This window comes from Thioclava kandeliae, assembly GCF_040297545.1.
Lineage (GTDB): Bacteria > Pseudomonadota > Alphaproteobacteria > Rhodobacterales > Rhodobacteraceae > Thioclava > Thioclava kandeliae.
Window position 1 is genome coordinate 78,687 of record NZ_JAYWLC010000002.1, and the last position, 14,250, is coordinate 92,936.

Below are 14,250 nucleotides of genomic sequence, written 5' to 3' on the forward strand. Positions count from 1 at the left end.
GGTCGGGTTGAGGGAGGTCATGGCAGGACATCATGGGTTATCGCGCCGCCGCCGGAGATATCCGTTTCATCCTCGATCATCTCACGCCCTTGCCGCAGCTTTATGGCAGCGCGGCCTTCCCCGATCTCTCGCCCGATCTTGCGGGGTCGATCCTGACCGAGGCCGCGAGGATTTCCGATGAGGTCTTGGCACCCTGCAACCGTGCGGGCGATCTTTATCCGGCGCGGCTCGAGAACGGGAAGGTCGTGACCTCGCCCGGTTTCCGCGCCGCCTATACCGCGCTGGCCGAGGGCGGATGGGTAGCGCTGGCCGCGCCCGAGGCTTATGGCGGGATGGGCCTGCCGCAGGCGCTGGGGTTGGCGGTGAACGACATGATGACAGGGGCCAATATGGCGCTGCATCTGAAGCTGATGCTGACGCAAGGCCAGATCGAGGCGCTGTCGCATCATGGCAGTGCCGAGCAGCAGGCGTTCTATCTGCCCAAGCTGATTTCGGGCGACTGGTCGGGCACGATGAACCTGACCGAGCCGCAGGCCGGATCGGATCTGGCCGATATGCGCACGCGGGCCATCCCCGATGCCGACGGTAGCTATGCGGTGACGGGGCAGAAGATCTTCATCTCTTGGGGCGATAGCGATCTGGTGGAGAATGTCAGCCATCTGGTGCTGGCGCGGTTGCCCGATGCGCCCGCGGGCACCAAGGGGATCAGTCTGTTCGTGGTGCCCAAACTCCTGCCCGACGGGGCGCGCAACAGCCTGCATGTGGCAAGCCTCGAGCACAAGATGGGGCTGCATGGCTCGCCTACCTGTGTGATGGTCTTCGAGGGGGCCAAGGGCTGGATGGTGGGGGAGCCCCATGCCGGGCTCGCCGCGATGTTTACCATGATGAACAATGCGCGCCTGTCGGTGGGCGTGGAGGGGATCGGCGTGGCCGAGGCCGCGCTGCAAAAGGCCGCGCAATTTGCCACCGAGCGGGTGCAGGGCCGCCCGATCATCGAGTTTGCCGGTATCCGCAGGCTCTTGGGAGAGGCGCGGGCCGAGCTGTTCGCGGCGCGGGCGCTGGCGCTGAAGGCCGGTGTGGCGCTGGATATGGCGGGGGCCGATCCTGCGGGAGATTGGGCCCTGCGCGCGGCGTTCCTGACGCCGGTCGTGAAGGTCTATGGCACCGAGGTCGGCGCACGCGCTTCGGATGCAGGTATCCAGATCCATGGGGGTATGGGCTTTATCGAGGAAACGGGGGCCGCGCAGTTCTGGCGCGATGTGCGGGTGACGGCCATCTACGAGGGCACCAACGGTATTCAGGCGCTGGATCTAGTGGGCCGAAAGATGCGCGACGGGGGGCGGATGGCCTGTCAGCTGTTACAGGAGGTGCAGGAACAGGCCGCGCGGGCCCACCGGCAGTATCCCGATCTGGCCGCACCGGTCCGGGAGGCGGCCGAGGCCGTGCGCGCGGCGGTCGAATGGCTGGTCTCGCAGGACCAGACCACACGGGCCGAGGCCGCGGAAGATATGGTGCAGGCCCTTGCGCTGGTTCTGGGGGCGGGAGCGCATCTGGAGGCTGTGCTGGCCGATCCGGACCGTCGGGCGCTGGCGGCGGTGCATATCGGGCGGGTGCTGCCGCGCTCTGCGGGCGCGGTTGCCGCCATGCGGGCGGGCTCTGGACTTCGGGCGCTTTCGCTTCCAGATTTGGGGCTATGACAAGCCCTCTCTCCGCCCCCCGATCCATCCGCTATCCCTGGCCCGAGCCGCCCGCCCCGGGCACGCTCTGCGAGGTGGCGCCCCGCATCTTCTGGTTCCGGCTGCCGCTACCGATGGCGCTCGACCATGTGAATGGCTATGCGCTGGACGAGGGCGACAGCTGGACGCTGGTCGATCCGGGGGTGGACCGGCCCGCCTGTCGCAAGGCATTGATGGCGCTTCTGGACGGGCCTCTGGCCGAAAAGCCGGTGCGCCGCGTCGTGGTCACCCATCACCATCCCGATCATATCGGGCTTGCGGGATGGCTGCAGGGGCGGGGCGCCGAGCTGTGGACCACGCGCACCGCATGGCTGATGGCGCGGATGCTCCAGCACGATGTGCAGGACCGCCCCGATCCACAGACCGTGGCTTTCTGGCGGGCGGCCGGGATACGGGCGGATATGCTGGAAAAGCGGTTGCAGGAACGGCCTTTCAACTTTGCCGATTGCACGGCGCCGCTGCCTCTGGGCTACCGGCGGCTGGTCGAGGGCGAGCGGATCGAGATGGCGGGGCGGGAGTGGAACGTGCGGATGGGCAATGGCCATGCGCCCGAACATGCGACCTTCTGGAGCGGCGATCTGGTGATCGGTGGGGATCAGCTGCTCCCCTCGATCTCGGCCAATCTGGGTGTCTATGCGACAGAACCCGAGGCCGATCCGGTCGCCGAATGGATGGCGGCCACGCAGTCCTTCCTGCCTCTGGCGCGCGAGACGCAGCTGGTCCTGCCCGGCCACAAGCTGCCCTTTACCGGCCTGCCCACGCGGCTTGCCCAGATGATCCAGAACCATGATGGCGCGCTGGACCGCCTGCGCGCGCATCTGGGCGCTGGCCCGAAGACCGCCTGCGAGTGTTTCGCGCCGCTTTTCAAGCGCGAGATCGACGAGGGCACCTATGGGCTGGCGATGGTGGAGGCGGTGGCCCATCTTAACCATCTGCTGCATCTGGGCGAGGTGCGGCGCGAGCCGCGCGCGGATGGCGCGTGGCTCTGGCATCTGCTCTGAGCCCTGCGCCAGATGTGAGCCCGCGTGTTCTAAGGCCGTGTTTTTATGATCGTGCCCTTGGCAGAACAGCTTGCGGTTTTATCTGTCACGGGCCTGTGTTGCTGTTGTCTCCAGCCGGATTTGATGCTTCACAAAGGCGGGATAGGGGATGTTGGCCCCTAGTGATTGCAAAAGATTGAAGGGGGTCTGGCTGATGCGCCGACTACTTGTTTGTTTGGGCATGTTGCTGGGCCTTGCTGCCTGTGCGGCTGAACCGCATTGGGCGCCGGATGACGCTGTTGCCAAAGCCCATTATGTGTCGGGCGATCCGCCCTCGGTCACGCTTTACACCGTGGTCAGCCGCGAGACCGGCGCAGGTGGCCATTCGGGCCTTATGATCGACGGGCCGGAGCGGGTTCTCTATGATCCGGCGGGCACATGGTATCACCCCTATTCGCCCGAGCGGAACGACCTGCATTTCGGTATCACCGAGCGGATGCGCAAATTCTATATCGACTACCACGCCCGCGACCGTTGGGACGTGATCGAGCAGAAGGTACCGGTCACCATGGCGCAGGCGCAGCAGATCCGCGCGAATGCCGAGAAATACGGGGCCGCGCGGAAATCCTATTGCGCCAATGCGATCTCGACCGTGCTGAAGGATGTGCCGGGCTTCGGGGCGATCCACCATACATGGTCGCCCAAGAAGCTCTCGCGCTATTTCTCCGAACTGCCGGGCGCGACCTATCGCGTCTATCATGACAACGATCCCGAGAATAATACGGGCGTCCTGATGATCCAGCAGACGGATCCGCGCGCCGCCGAAATCCGCGAGAAAGCCTTCGAGCTTCAGGATGGCAAAGCCGCGAACTGACAAAGGGCCCCTCGGGGCCCTTTTCCTTTGCGCGGTGCGCACCTGTTCAGAACAGGACGAACAGCCCCAGATAGAGCGCCGCGAACCCTGCCAGAATGGCGATCAGCACATTGCGCGAAGCGATGCCTGCGGCGAGCGTCAGCAGGGCCGCCAGCATGCGCGCGGGTTCGATCTGACCGTCGGTTGCCGCAGGCCAGAGCACCAGTGGCGCGACCATTCCGGGCAATACGGCGACCGGCGTATAGCGCAGATAGCGCAGCAACCATTCGGGCATGGGTTTGCGCGCGGCCAGCCCCAGAAACACATAGCGCAGGGCAAAAGTGCCGATCCCGAGGATCGCGATGATCATCCAGATCTGGGCGGTGCTATACTGGCTCATGCGGATTGCCTCCGTGCCTTGATCCGGCCAACAAATAGCTCGACCTGCGCACCGGTGACCATTGCGCAGACCGCCGCCACCAACAGCCCCGTGCCTGCGGGCAGAAAGCCCAAGAGGAGCGTAACCACCACCGAGACCAGCGCCGCCGCGATATGTGGCAGCGACCGCAGCGCGGGCGCGATCATCGCCAGAAAGGTGATCGGCACCGCGAAATCCAGCGCGAATTCCTGCGGGATCGAGGCCCCCACCAAGGCCCCCAGCAGTGTGGCCAGAAACCACAAGGGCGGCAGGATCATGCTACAGCCCGCATAGAAGGCCAGCCGTTCGCCTATGCTCAGGTTCGGGCGACTGCGGTATTCGGTTTCTGCGGTCGCAAAGGTCTGGTCGATCAGGAAATAGGCCACCAGCATGTGCTGCCAGCGTTTTGCCTGGCCCAGATAGGGGGCAAGCGCCGCCGAATACATGGCCATGCGCATATTGATCGCAAGCGAGGTGAGGATGACCAGCACCACCGAGGCATGTTCGCTCATCAGGTGGATGGCGGAAAACTGCGAGGCCCCCGCCAGCACCAGTATGGTGAAGCCCATGACCTGTGCCAGATCGAAACCGGCCTCGGTCGCGGCCACGCCGAACAGAAGCCCGAAGGGCGCGATCACGAGGGTGAAGGGGAGCGTGCTGATCACGCCACGCAGAAATGCCTTACGCAAGGGGATGCTTTACTCTTGTAAGTTGGGGTCTGTGGGGGCATGTCATAAAGCCTGTCTGGGCGCTCTCAAACCCAGAATTGTATCGGAGGCAATTTGGGGTATTTCGGCCTGATCCTCGCGGGGGGCGAAGGACGTCGTCTTGGGGGTGTCGATAAGGCGCTTGTTCCGCTGGGCGGTCAGCCTCTTCTGGCACATGTGATGGCGCGGTTCGCACCGCAGGTCGAGCGCGTGGCGATTTCGGCCAATGGTGATGGTGCGCGGTTTGCGCCCTGGTCTCAGGGCTGCCCCGTTCTGCCCGATCCGCCCGCGCATCTGCACGAGGGGCCGCTGGCGGGGATACTGGCCGGTCTCGATTGGGCGCAGGCGCAGGGCGCGCAGGGTGTGGTCACGGTGGCGGTGGATACGCCTTTCCTGCCGCACGATCTTGCCGCGCGCCTTGCGGGGGAGGGACCGGCGCTGGCCATGTCGTCAGAGCGCAGGCATCCGACCTTTGCCGCATGGCCGGTGGGCCTGCGCGATGAGGTGGCGCAAGCCCTGCGCGCGGGAGAGCGCCGTTTGGGGCGGCCTCTGCAGGGTGCGCGCGCGGTGGTATTCGAGGCGCCGCCCGATCCGTTCTTCAATATCAACACGCCCGAGGATCTGGCGCTTGCCGCGGGGAGGGCCGTGCGATGATCTATCGTATCCGGCGGGGCATCCCCGATCATCATCGTGCGGCGGCGGCGAAGCTCTACTGGCAGGCCTTCGGCAGCAAGCTGGGCCGTGTTCTGGGGCCCGACCCGCGGGCGCTGGCCTTTGTCGAACGGGTGATGGATGGCACGCACGGGTTTTGCGCGATCAACGAGGAGACGCAGGAGCTTCTGGGGATCGTGGGGTTCCGCACGGCGCACGGAGCGTTCGTGGGAGGCGATAATGCAGATCTGCGGGAAATCTACGGGTTGTTCGGTGCTGCATGGCGGCTGACCTGCCTGTGGGTGCTGGCCCGCGATCAGGAACATAAGGCGATGGTGGTGGACGGGCTGTCCGTGCGCGCCGACCAGCGCTCGGGCGGGATCGGCACAGCGTTGCTCGAGGCGGTCTGCACCGAGGCCCGTAGGCGCGGCTATGTCCAGCTGCGGCTTGATGTGATCAAGGAAAACATGCGGGCACGGGCGCTCTATGAACGGCTGGGCTTCCATGTGGTGCGGGTGCGGGAGAGCCGGCTGACGGAGATGCTGTTCCTCTACCGCACGGTGTTCATGATGGTGCGCCCGCTCAAACCATGGGATAACGGGCGCAATGCGCCCGATCCGGGGCCGTCCCGCTCATCAGGCTGAGGTCAGTCGAAGGTGCCGGTGACGCGGCCTAACAGCATGAAGGCGCGGGCCGAACGGGTGTCGGACAGCTCCGAGATCTCCAGATCGCTGGCATTGGGCTCGAAGCCCGCGAAGGTCTTGTCGAACTGGCGCAGGAAATGGTGCGCCGCATCGCGGAAGACCGTGTCGTTGCGCATCCGTGCGGCGGTCAGCGCCAGCGACGAGCGGTCACGCACACCGCCCAGAGCCGCGACCTCGCGGCCACGCTCGCCCTTGGCAAAGCGGCGCCACAGTTCGGGGCGCGCACGGTCGGGCTTGAGATCGTCCATATAGATGCCGTCCTGCGACATGAGGTTCAGGACATCCTGCGCCGAGCGGATCAGCTTGGCCATCATCCGGTCCTCGAGTGCGCGGCGCAGCGCACGGAAGCCCTCGCGGTCATCGGCGGTATCGGGGAAGTTCAGCGCCCGCACGAAATCGGACACCGTTACAGGCGTGCCGACCGGATCGACAGGCGCGCCAAGTTCCAGCGTCGGCTGCTCCTCGTAGAGCGGACGGGCGGGTGCAGGGCTGATCAGGGCCATCTTGGTATCGGCATGGGCCTCGAGCAGTTGCCCCTCGCCACGCGCCATCAGAGTGGCGATCGTAGCCTCGGTCTGGCGTGTGCTCTGGAGCAGTTCGTCGAGCTTCTTGTCCTGCGCGCCATCACGGCGGGCACGGGCCTCGGTGACCCATGCCTGACGCATCGCGTCCACAGAGGCCCGCAGAGACTGTGCCTCGGCCCGCATCTCGCGGGCCGAACGCGCGGTGAGGGCCGCGATCCAAATCATCGCGAAGGGCAGGAAGATACCCACAAGCGCGAAGACCAGACCCAGCGCCCCTGTCGAGCTGTCCGTTTCCGACCCGACGGGCGCGAGAGCCCAGATCCCGATGACCAGTGCCAGCCAGATCAGGCTCAGAACAGCCGCAATGATCTCGCCGCGGCCGATGCTGCCGCCCGTGACGGGCGGGGTCTGATCGAGCGGGCGGTTCAACGGATCGGGTTTTTCGGTTGCCATCTGCGGGCTCCGTCAGGTCAGGAGGATCGGATACGAAAGCTCAGACGAAGAGAATCTCGAGAATCTCGTAGCTGCGCGTGCCACCGGGGGTGCGCACATCGACGGTATCGCCTTCGTCCTTGCCGATCAGGGCGCGCGCGAGGGGCGATTTCACGTTCAGGAGACCTTTTTCCAGATCGGCTTCCTGTTCGCCGACGATCTGGTAGGATTTCTCCTCATCGGTATCGACATCGACGATCTTCACGGTCGCGCTGAATTTCACCGATCCCGACATGGTTTTCGGATCGATTACCTGCGCGAGGCCGAGAATGCTCTCGATCTCCTTGATGCGGCCTTCGATAAAGCTCTGCTTTTCACGCGCCGAGTGGTATTCGGCGTTTTCCGAGAGGTCGCCCAGCTCGCGCGCTTCCGAGATCGCCTGGATGATTGCAGGACGTTCGACGGATTTCAGTTTCTTCAGCTCGGCATCCAGCCGGTTAAACCCCGCGCGGGTCAGCGGTATCTTTTCCATAAGCAAGGCCCTTTGCCGTTTTGTTTTTCCTTGGGCGGTCCGTGAAGTGTAAATCGGGGATGACGCCGCAGTGTCAAGGCCCTGCCACGGCGAGATGCGAAATTTCGCGCCTGATCGGCGGAATGTCGGTTTCGTATTTCCGGCGATCGACACATGGCGCTAGACATGGGGTCGCATTGCCTTGAACAAGAAGGTAGGCTAGTCGAAGTAAAAAAGCACGCGCAAGGCCAGCTAGGGAGCCCCTGATTTATGACCGAGATTACCCGCGAGTCGATGGAATATGACGTTGTCATCGTTGGAGCCGGCCCGTCGGGGCTGTCTGCGGCGATCCGTCTGAAACAGATCGATCCCGAGCTGGAGGTCGTGGTGCTGGAGAAGGGCTCCGAGGTGGGCGCGCATATTCTCTCGGGCGCTGTGCTGGATCCGGTGGGGCTGACGAAGCTGATCCCCGACTGGAAGGAAAAGGGCGCGCCGCTCAATACACCGGTGACGGAAGATAACTTCCTTCTGCTGACCGAGACCAAGGCCACCAGGATCCCGCATTGGCCGATGCCCAAGCTGATGTCGAACGAGGGCAATTACATCGTATCGATGGGCAATGTCTGCCGCTGGCTGGCCGAGCAGGCCGAAGAGCTGGGCGTCGAGATCTTCCCCGGTATGGCAGCTTCGGAACTTGTCATGGAGGGCGACCGCGTGGCGGGGGTCGTGGCGGGCGAGTTCGGCCGCGAGGCCGATGGCACGCCGGGGCCTGCCTATGAACCGGGCATGGAGCTGCGCGGCAAATATGTGTTCCTCAGCGAGGGCGTGCGCGGGTCTCTCTCGAAGATCGTGATCGACCGCTATAACCTCTCCGAAGGCCATTGCCCGCAGAAATTCGGCCTTGGCATGAAGGAGATCTGGGAGATCGACCCCGCCAAGCATTCCGAAGGCACTGTCACCCATACGATGGGTTGGCCGCTGGGCAATAATGCGGGTGGCGGCTCGTTTATCTATCACCTCGAGAACAATCAGGTCTATGTGGGTTTCGTGGTCCATCTGAACTACGAGAACCCTTATGTCTTCCCCTATATGGAATTCCAGCGCTTCAAACATCACCCCGAGGTGGCGAAGCTCCTCGAGGGCGGTAAGCGCGTGGCTTACGGCGCGCGGGCGATCTCGGAAGGCGGCTACCAGTCGCTGCCCAAGATGAGCTTCCCGGGCGGCGTGCTCTTGGGTTGTTCGGCGGGTATGGTCAATGTGCCGCGCATCAAGGGCAACCATAATGCGATGCTCTCGGGGATTGCGGCGGCCGAGGCTGCGGCCAAGGCGATCAAGGCGGGCCGTTCGGGCGATGAGCTGGTGGCCTATGAGGCCGAGGTGCGGGGCGGCGCGATTGGCCGCGACCTGAAAAAGGTGCGCAATGTCAAACCGATGTGGGCGAAATGGGGCATGTATGCCTCGACCGTGCTGGGCGGGTTCGACATGTGGACCAACGAGCTCTTCGGCTTCTCGGTCTTCGGCACGCTGGCGCATGGCAAGACCGATGCGGCAGCCACGGGCGAGGCCAAGGATTTCCAGCCTATCGAGTATCCCAAACCCGATGGCAAGCTGTCGTTTGACCGGCTGACCAATGTGAGCTTCTCCTTCACCAACCACGAGGAAAGCCAGCCCTGCCACCTGAAGCTGCGCGATGCGTCGGTGCCGATCTCGGTCAACCTGCCGAAATATGCCGAGCCCGCGCAGCGTTACTGCCCCGCAGGTGTCTATGAAGTGCTGGACGGCGAGGACGGCCCGCGCTTCCAGATCAACTTCCAGAACTGCGTCCATTGCAAGACCTGCGATATCAAGGACCCGTCCCAGAATATCGACTGGACCACACCCCAGGGCGGCGATGGCCCGAACTATCCCAATATGTGACGAGAAGGGGCCGGAAGGCCCTTTTTTTTGCATCCGGAAGGCGGCCGGCATTTAATCTCGCATTCAGCATATTGCCGCAAGGTAAGGGTGATTCCTACGGAGACGCCCATGGTTGTGCAAATGCCTCGCATGCCCCGCCTTGACCATCTTGTTCTGAGGCTTCTGGCCAGTGGTGGCGCTGTCGCGCCGGTAGGGCTCGACGCGCGGCATCTTCCGGGCCGCGATATGCTGACGGTGCAGATCGGGTTCGAGCAAGCGATTGCCCTTTGTGGCGAAAGCCCCGGTATGGGGCGGCTTCTCAGATCCGTCATTGGCGCGGAGCGGGTCGAGATCTCTTGCTTTCTTCTGCCTGCGAACAAGGCCGCCTATAAGGAACGTCTTGTGCAGCGTCTGGTGGCGCTGGAGCAGGATCCGGCCCTTGATGCGGCGATTGCCAAGGGGCGGCTGAGGATCCTGACGGCCGATGAGGTGCCCGAGCTGAATATCCAGCCGACGATCCGCTACCGGCTGTTGAGCGGGGACGGCAAGATCATGGGCTCGGGGCTCTACAGTCCCGAAGGGTTCGATCAGGCGCTCTATGACCGATGGCGCGAGGGGCGCTGGCAGCGGATCATCGGCAAGGCCTATGTCTATTACGAGCTATAGGCGGGGTCAGTCCCGCGCTTCGCCCTGAATGAAGCAGGTGCAGGAGCCCTGACCATAAAGCTTGCCATCCTCGGTGCCGCGGATCTCGCCGGTGGCAACGCCTGTCGAGCGCCCGATATGGGTGAGGAGGCCGGTGATGGTCAGCTCGGTCCCGGGTTTGATGGCGCGGATCAGGTTGATCTTGTATTCGATGGTGGACTGGAACTGGCCCTTTTTCAGACCCGAGATCACCGCCATCGACATGCAGCTATCGAGCACCATGCCATACCAGCCGCCCTGGGTGGACCCGAACGCGTTGCTTTGCTCATGCAGCGGGAAGCCACGGAAGGTGACCTTGCCATATTCGGCTCCGATCACGCGGAAATTCATGATCTTGGCGACGGTCGGGTGGGGTGCGGAGCCGTCGATGATCTTTTGCAGATAGGTCACGCCATCGACCGAGGTCACCTCGTCGCGGGTCAGGAAATCATCTGCGTTTTCGGCAAAATAGGCGGGATCGGTCATAGGAGACTCCATACAGATGGCATGAAAAAGGGGCCGAGCGGCCCCTGTTTCGCGTATCTTGTCAGGCATGGCCTGCTTAGGCAACCGCGCCCAGATCAAGCCCCTGTGCAAGGCCGAGATTCTGGCACACGCGGCCCGTCAGAACGGGGCGGTTGACGGTGTAGAAATGCAGGTCTTCCACGCCCCCGGCGATCAGCTCTTCACACAGCTTGGTGCAAAGTTCGATCGACAGCTCCTGCTCGCGGTCCTCGGCAATGGCCTTCTCGAAGGCTGGACCGAGATGCTCGGGGATATTCGCGCCGCAATTGGCCGCGAAGCGCTGCACGCCCTTCCACGACTGGATCGGCAGGATGCCGGGAATGATGGTGGCCTTCACGCCCTCTTTCTCGCAGCGGTCGCGGAAGCGGAAGAAGGTCTCCGCCTCGAAGAAAAACTGGGTCAGCGCCGAGGTCGCACCGGCCTCGCATTTACGTTTGAGCCAGCGCACATCGGCCATATCATCGGCGGCATCGGGGTGCGGCTCGGGATAGGCGCCACACCGGATGGTAAAGCGGCCATCGGCGGCCAGCGCCTCGATCAGCTCGACCGAGGAGGCAAAGCCTTCGGGATGGGGCGTGAAGCGCTCCTGGCCTTTGGGGGCATCGCCGCGCAGCGCCACCAGCTGGTTGACGCCCGCTTCGGCATAGGCATCCACGATCTCCATCGTCTCGGCGCGGGTGGCGTTGACGCAGGTGAGGTGGGCGGCCACGTTCAGCCCGTAATTCTTGCCAATGGTGGTCACCGCCTCATGGGTCAGCTTGCGGGTCGTGCCACCAGCACCATAGGTCACCGAGACGAATTCCGGCTGCATCGGGGCCAGAACCTTTACCGTCTCCCAAAGGCGGAACGACGCTTCCAGCGTTTGCGGGGGGAAAAATTCGAAACTCAGACGAGGCGTGGTCATGGCGGTATCCTTACTGCTTGGCGGCGCTTGTGCCAGATTCCTCAATGTGAGACAAACTCATATTGCTCAAGAATAACATGAGTCAGATCGAATGTACCTTGAATTGCGGCACCTGCGAACGATCCGTGCGATCCATGAATCGGGTGGTCTGGCCCGCGCGGCCGAGGCGTTGAATATAACACAAAGTGCTTTGTCGCATCAGATCAAGGGTTTGGAGGAGCAGGCGGGGATGGAGCTGTTTGTGCGGCGCTCGCGGCCCATGCGGTTATCGGCCGCGGGGCAAAAGCTCTTGCGTCTGGCCGAACGTATCCTTCCCGAGATTCGCGCGATCGAGGACGAGTTCACCGCGCTCAGGCAAGGGCGGGCAGGTCGGCTGCATATCGCCATCGAATGCCATGCCTGCTACGACTGGCTCTTTCCGGTGCTCGAGCAGTTCCGCCGCGCTTGGCCCGAGGTGGATATCGACATCCGCCCCGGTCTGGCTTTCCGCGCGTTGCCGGCGCTCCAGAACGAGGAAGTGGATCTGGTGATCTCCTCCGATCCCGAGGAGCTGGATGGCGTGGTGTTCAACCCGCTGTTCGACTATGCGCCCACCTTTATCGCCTCCTCCAGCAGCCCTCTGGCGGCTAAGCCCTTCATCGAGGCCGAGGATTTTCTGGACCAGACACTGATCACCTATCCGGTCGACCGCGCGCGCTCCGATATCTTCTCGGGGCTGCTGACGCCTGCGCGGATCGAGCCGCGGACCCATCGGCAGGTAGAGCTGACGGCGGTGATCCTGATGCTGGTGGCGGCCGGGCGCGGGGTGGCCGTGCTGCCCGACTGGGTGCTGCGGGATGTGCGGTATCGGCCTGATTACATAACGAAACAGGTGACGAAGACCGGCCTGCAGAAACGCCTTTATGCCGCGACGCGGACGGAGAATGCGACCCGACCCTATATGGCGCATTTTCTCGAGCTGGCGCGGACCGAACCGGTGAAGTTGCAGGGGCAGGACGCCCTCGCGCTGGCGAAACCCGCCCAATAAGGCCGAAAGCCTATTATAGAGGCGTATATAAGGCTTGGAATCGCCTCCCCGACGGTATAAGCGGTCGCTTCGAACCCCCCAAGGAGATCTCCCATGCAAGGCAGCGCAAATCTTAACCTCATGATCAAAGCCGCCCGTAAGGCAGGCCGGTCGCTGGTGAAGGACTTCCGCGAAGTCGAGAACCTGCAGGTCTCCTCCAAAGGTCCAGGGGATTTCGTGTCGCGCGCCGACCGCGAGGCCGAGAAGCTCATCAAGGAAGAGCTGCTGAATGCGCGCCCCACCTATGGCTGGCTGGGTGAGGAAACCGGTGAGGAAGAGGGCAAGGACCCGACCCGCCGCTGGATCGTCGACCCGCTGGATGGCACCACCAACTTCCTGCACGGCATGCCGCATTGGGCCGTTTCGATTGCTCTCGAGCATAAGGGTGAAGTCGTTGCCGGTGTGATCTTCGATGCTGCCAAGGACGAAATGTTCTTTGCCGAGAAGGGCTTTGGTGCCTTCATGAACGATACCCGCCTGCGGGTGTCGGGCCGTCGCTCGATGACCGATGCGGTCTTTGCAACCGGTGTGCCCTTCGGCGCCAAGAACACGCTGCCCGCGACGCTGCGCGATCTGGCGCGCCTGATGCCCGCCTGTGCCGGTGTACGCCGCTGGGGGGCGGCTTCGCTGGATCTGGCCTATGTGGCCGCGGGCCGCTACGACGGTTATTGGGAGCGCGAGCTGAAGGCGTGGGACATGGCGGCCGGTCTGGTGATCGTCAAGGAAGCCGGCGGGTTCGTGTCTGCCGTGCGCGAGGATCAGGAGATCTTTGCGAGCGGTTCGGTCGTGGCGACCAATGCCGAGATGTTCGAGCCTTTGACGAAAATTCTCCGTAAGCCGGAGTAAGCTCGTTCACCTCTTGTTCACCTTGCTCTGCGATGTTTGGAACAACGCAGAAAGCGAGGTGGATTATGCATCAAGAACAGGACTGGATTCTGGCGGGTGTGACAGCGCGTCGTGTTGTCGTTGACCATCAGGTTGTGGCTGTGGCGATGGGGCTGATCGAGATCGGTCGCGCCGCGCGCGATATCGCCACCTCCGAGGCGGCCGAGGTGCAGCTGCATGGCCGCGTTGCCCGTATCCGCGAAGGGATTGCCCGCGTCGAGGCGCGGATTGCCAAGCTGAATATCATTGATCCGTCGCTCGAGGCTGCCGCAGACGCGCTCTGGGCCGAACTGGCCAGCTATCGGGAGAGCCTGCCGCTGGAGCTGGCATTCCGTGCCGATCAGCGTGATCGCGCGATCGATCGTCTGGAAACCGCGCGCCAGCGTCTGCAGCGCGTGATGGGGCTGATTGACGAAACCCGTCCCGATGATAAGCCCGACCTGCGTCAGTTGCTGCATGATCTGGTGGAAGGTGCGATGTCGCGCCGCGCCGAGGAGATCATCCGGCAGGCGCGCGAGGAAGCGCGGGCCCGTTTTGCAGGGGCGCCACTGCCCGATCCCTGTCTCGAGGATTTCCACATGACCCAGCCTGAAGGATGGTCGGCCTGGCAAGCCTCCCGATTGCTGCGTGAGAACACGGATATGCAGCGCGCCGCTGCGTAACAAAGGCCGCTGCGTCGCGTCGGGGCTGTCGCAGCGCAGCGGTCTTTTGAAACTCCGAACGATCAGCCGGGGCTTTGCTCCGGCTTTTTTATGCGCTGCTGCCCTAATAGTT

General features: G+C 63.5%; 16 protein-coding genes. 10 read left to right on the plus strand and 6 right to left on the minus strand.

What is annotated here, in order from left to right; translation table 11 throughout:
• Positions 1–32 precede the first annotated feature (32 nt).
• The 3 genes from VSX56_RS03020 (at position 33) to VSX56_RS03030 (ending at position 3,590) form a co-directional block, all read left to right on the plus strand.
• A complete protein-coding gene (locus VSX56_RS03020; protein WP_350934757.1) occupies positions 33–1,697 on the plus strand; it encodes an acyl-CoA dehydrogenase family protein in 1,665 nt (554 codons plus the stop codon).
• Positions 1,694–2,737: an MBL fold metallo-hydrolase gene (locus tag VSX56_RS03025; protein ID WP_350934759.1), complete on the plus strand. Its 1,044-nt coding sequence runs from the start codon at positions 1,694–1,696 to the stop codon at positions 2,735–2,737. The genes VSX56_RS03020 and VSX56_RS03025 overlap by 4 nt, the downstream gene beginning before the upstream one ends.
• 193 nt (positions 2,738–2,930) lie before the next feature.
• Complete coding sequence (locus VSX56_RS03030) at positions 2,931–3,590, plus strand: hypothetical protein (protein WP_339113652.1); 660 nt, start codon at positions 2,931–2,933, stop codon at positions 3,588–3,590.
• A 46-nt stretch (positions 3,591–3,636) separates the two neighbouring features.
• Here VSX56_RS03030 and VSX56_RS03035 read toward each other — a convergent pair whose 3' ends face one another.
• Together VSX56_RS03035 and VSX56_RS03040 are read right to left on the minus strand one after the other, a co-directional pair.
• Positions 3,637–3,969, minus strand: a complete 333-nt coding sequence (locus VSX56_RS03035) for an AzlD domain-containing protein (RefSeq protein ID WP_339113651.1) — start codon at positions 3,967–3,969, stop codon at positions 3,637–3,639.
• Positions 3,966–4,676 (minus strand): AzlC family ABC transporter permease, encoded by a 711-nt coding sequence (locus tag VSX56_RS03040; protein ID WP_350934762.1) that lies wholly within the window; start codon positions 4,674–4,676, stop codon positions 3,966–3,968. Before VSX56_RS03040 ends, VSX56_RS03035 begins: the two co-directional genes overlap by 4 nt.
• A gap of 93 nt (positions 4,677–4,769) precedes the next feature.
• Between VSX56_RS03040 and mobA the strand changes: the two genes are divergently transcribed.
• On the plus strand, positions 4,770–5,348 hold the full coding sequence (gene mobA, locus VSX56_RS03045) for a molybdenum cofactor guanylyltransferase MobA (RefSeq protein ID WP_350934764.1): 579 nt from the start codon (positions 4,770–4,772) through the stop codon (positions 5,346–5,348).
• Entirely contained in the window at positions 5,345–5,989 is a 645-nt protein-coding gene (locus tag VSX56_RS03050) for a GNAT family N-acetyltransferase (protein ID WP_350934766.1), read from the plus strand. The genes mobA and VSX56_RS03050 overlap by 4 nt, the downstream gene beginning before the upstream one ends.
• 2 nt (positions 5,990–5,991) lie before the next feature.
• Here the strand turns inward: VSX56_RS03050 and VSX56_RS03055 are convergent, their stop codons facing one another.
• Together VSX56_RS03055 and greA are read right to left on the minus strand one after the other, a co-directional pair.
• Positions 5,992–7,026, minus strand: coding sequence for a hypothetical protein (locus VSX56_RS03055; RefSeq protein ID WP_350934768.1), 1,035 nt, complete (start codon positions 7,024–7,026; stop codon positions 5,992–5,994).
• A gap of 40 nt (positions 7,027–7,066) precedes the next feature.
• Complete coding sequence (gene greA, locus VSX56_RS03060) at positions 7,067–7,537, minus strand: transcription elongation factor GreA (protein WP_339113646.1); 471 nt, start codon at positions 7,535–7,537, stop codon at positions 7,067–7,069.
• A 249-nt stretch (positions 7,538–7,786) separates the two neighbouring features.
• Here greA and VSX56_RS03065 point away from each other — a divergent pair, with 249 nt between their 5' ends.
• Complete coding sequence (locus VSX56_RS03065) at positions 7,787–9,433, plus strand: electron transfer flavoprotein-ubiquinone oxidoreductase (RefSeq protein ID WP_350934771.1); 1,647 nt, start codon at positions 7,787–7,789, stop codon at positions 9,431–9,433.
• Between the two features lie 108 nt (positions 9,434–9,541).
• Complete coding sequence (locus VSX56_RS03070) at positions 9,542–10,078, plus strand: hypothetical protein (protein ID WP_339113644.1); 537 nt, start codon at positions 9,542–9,544, stop codon at positions 10,076–10,078.
• A 6-nt stretch (positions 10,079–10,084) separates the two neighbouring features.
• Here VSX56_RS03070 and VSX56_RS03075 read toward each other — a convergent pair whose 3' ends face one another.
• The gene (locus tag VSX56_RS03075) at positions 10,085–10,582 is read right to left on the minus strand and encodes a PaaI family thioesterase (RefSeq protein WP_339113643.1); all 498 of its coding nucleotides are present in this window, start codon (positions 10,580–10,582) and stop codon (positions 10,085–10,087) included.
• Positions 10,583–10,658: 76 nt separating this feature from the next.
• Positions 10,659–11,525 carry a methylenetetrahydrofolate reductase [NAD(P)H] gene (metF, locus tag VSX56_RS03080; protein ID WP_350934774.1) on the minus strand — a complete coding sequence of 289 codons (867 nt, stop codon included), beginning with the start codon at positions 11,523–11,525 and terminating at the stop codon, positions 10,659–10,661.
• Positions 11,526–11,616: 91 nt separating this feature from the next.
• Between metF and VSX56_RS03085 the strand changes: the two genes are divergently transcribed.
• The 3 genes from VSX56_RS03085 to VSX56_RS03095 all read left to right on the plus strand — a co-directional run bounded on the left by VSX56_RS03085 (position 11,617) and on the right by VSX56_RS03095 (position 14,138).
• Positions 11,617–12,552 carry a LysR family transcriptional regulator gene (locus VSX56_RS03085; protein ID WP_339113641.1) on the plus strand — a complete coding sequence of 312 codons (936 nt, stop codon included), beginning with the start codon at positions 11,617–11,619 and terminating at the stop codon, positions 12,550–12,552.
• Positions 12,553–12,645: 93 nt separating this feature from the next.
• On the plus strand, positions 12,646–13,437 hold the full coding sequence (locus tag VSX56_RS03090; RefSeq protein ID WP_339113640.1) for an inositol monophosphatase family protein: 792 nt from the start codon (positions 12,646–12,648) through the stop codon (positions 13,435–13,437).
• A 65-nt stretch (positions 13,438–13,502) separates the two neighbouring features.
• Entirely contained in the window at positions 13,503–14,138 is a 636-nt protein-coding gene (locus VSX56_RS03095) for a hypothetical protein (protein ID WP_350934777.1), read from the plus strand.
• Positions 14,139–14,250 lie beyond the last annotated feature (112 nt).

Bases quoted from the DNA above. Each gene is read 5' to 3' on its own strand.
- metF (WP_350934774.1), bottom strand. From the start codon at position 11,525: ATGACCACGCCTCGTCTGAGTTTCGAATTTTTCCCCCCGCAAACGCTG.
- VSX56_RS03025 (WP_350934759.1), top strand. From the start codon at position 1,694: ATGACAAGCCCTCTCTCCGCCCCCCGATCCATCCGCTATCCCTGGCCC.
- VSX56_RS03030 (WP_339113652.1), top strand. From the start codon at position 2,931: ATGCGCCGACTACTTGTTTGTTTGGGCATGTTGCTGGGCCTTGCTGCC.
- VSX56_RS03020 (WP_350934757.1), top strand. From the start codon at position 33: ATGGGTTATCGCGCCGCCGCCGGAGATATCCGTTTCATCCTCGATCAT.
- VSX56_RS03090 (WP_339113640.1), top strand. From the start codon at position 12,646: ATGCAAGGCAGCGCAAATCTTAACCTCATGATCAAAGCCGCCCGTAAG.
- greA (WP_339113646.1), bottom strand. From the start codon at position 7,537: ATGGAAAAGATACCGCTGACCCGCGCGGGGTTTAACCGGCTGGATGCC.
- VSX56_RS03085 (WP_339113641.1), top strand. From the start codon at position 11,617: ATGTACCTTGAATTGCGGCACCTGCGAACGATCCGTGCGATCCATGAA.
- VSX56_RS03075 (WP_339113643.1), bottom strand. From the start codon at position 10,582: ATGACCGATCCCGCCTATTTTGCCGAAAACGCAGATGATTTCCTGACC.
- VSX56_RS03055 (WP_350934768.1), bottom strand. From the start codon at position 7,026: ATGGCAACCGAAAAACCCGATCCGTTGAACCGCCCGCTCGATCAGACC.
- VSX56_RS03070 (WP_339113644.1), top strand. From the start codon at position 9,542: ATGGTTGTGCAAATGCCTCGCATGCCCCGCCTTGACCATCTTGTTCTG.
- VSX56_RS03095 (WP_350934777.1), top strand. From the start codon at position 13,503: ATGCATCAAGAACAGGACTGGATTCTGGCGGGTGTGACAGCGCGTCGT.
- VSX56_RS03065 (WP_350934771.1), top strand. From the start codon at position 7,787: ATGACCGAGATTACCCGCGAGTCGATGGAATATGACGTTGTCATCGTT.
- VSX56_RS03050 (WP_350934766.1), top strand. From the start codon at position 5,345: ATGATCTATCGTATCCGGCGGGGCATCCCCGATCATCATCGTGCGGCG.
- VSX56_RS03035 (WP_339113651.1), bottom strand. From the start codon at position 3,969: ATGAGCCAGTATAGCACCGCCCAGATCTGGATGATCATCGCGATCCTC.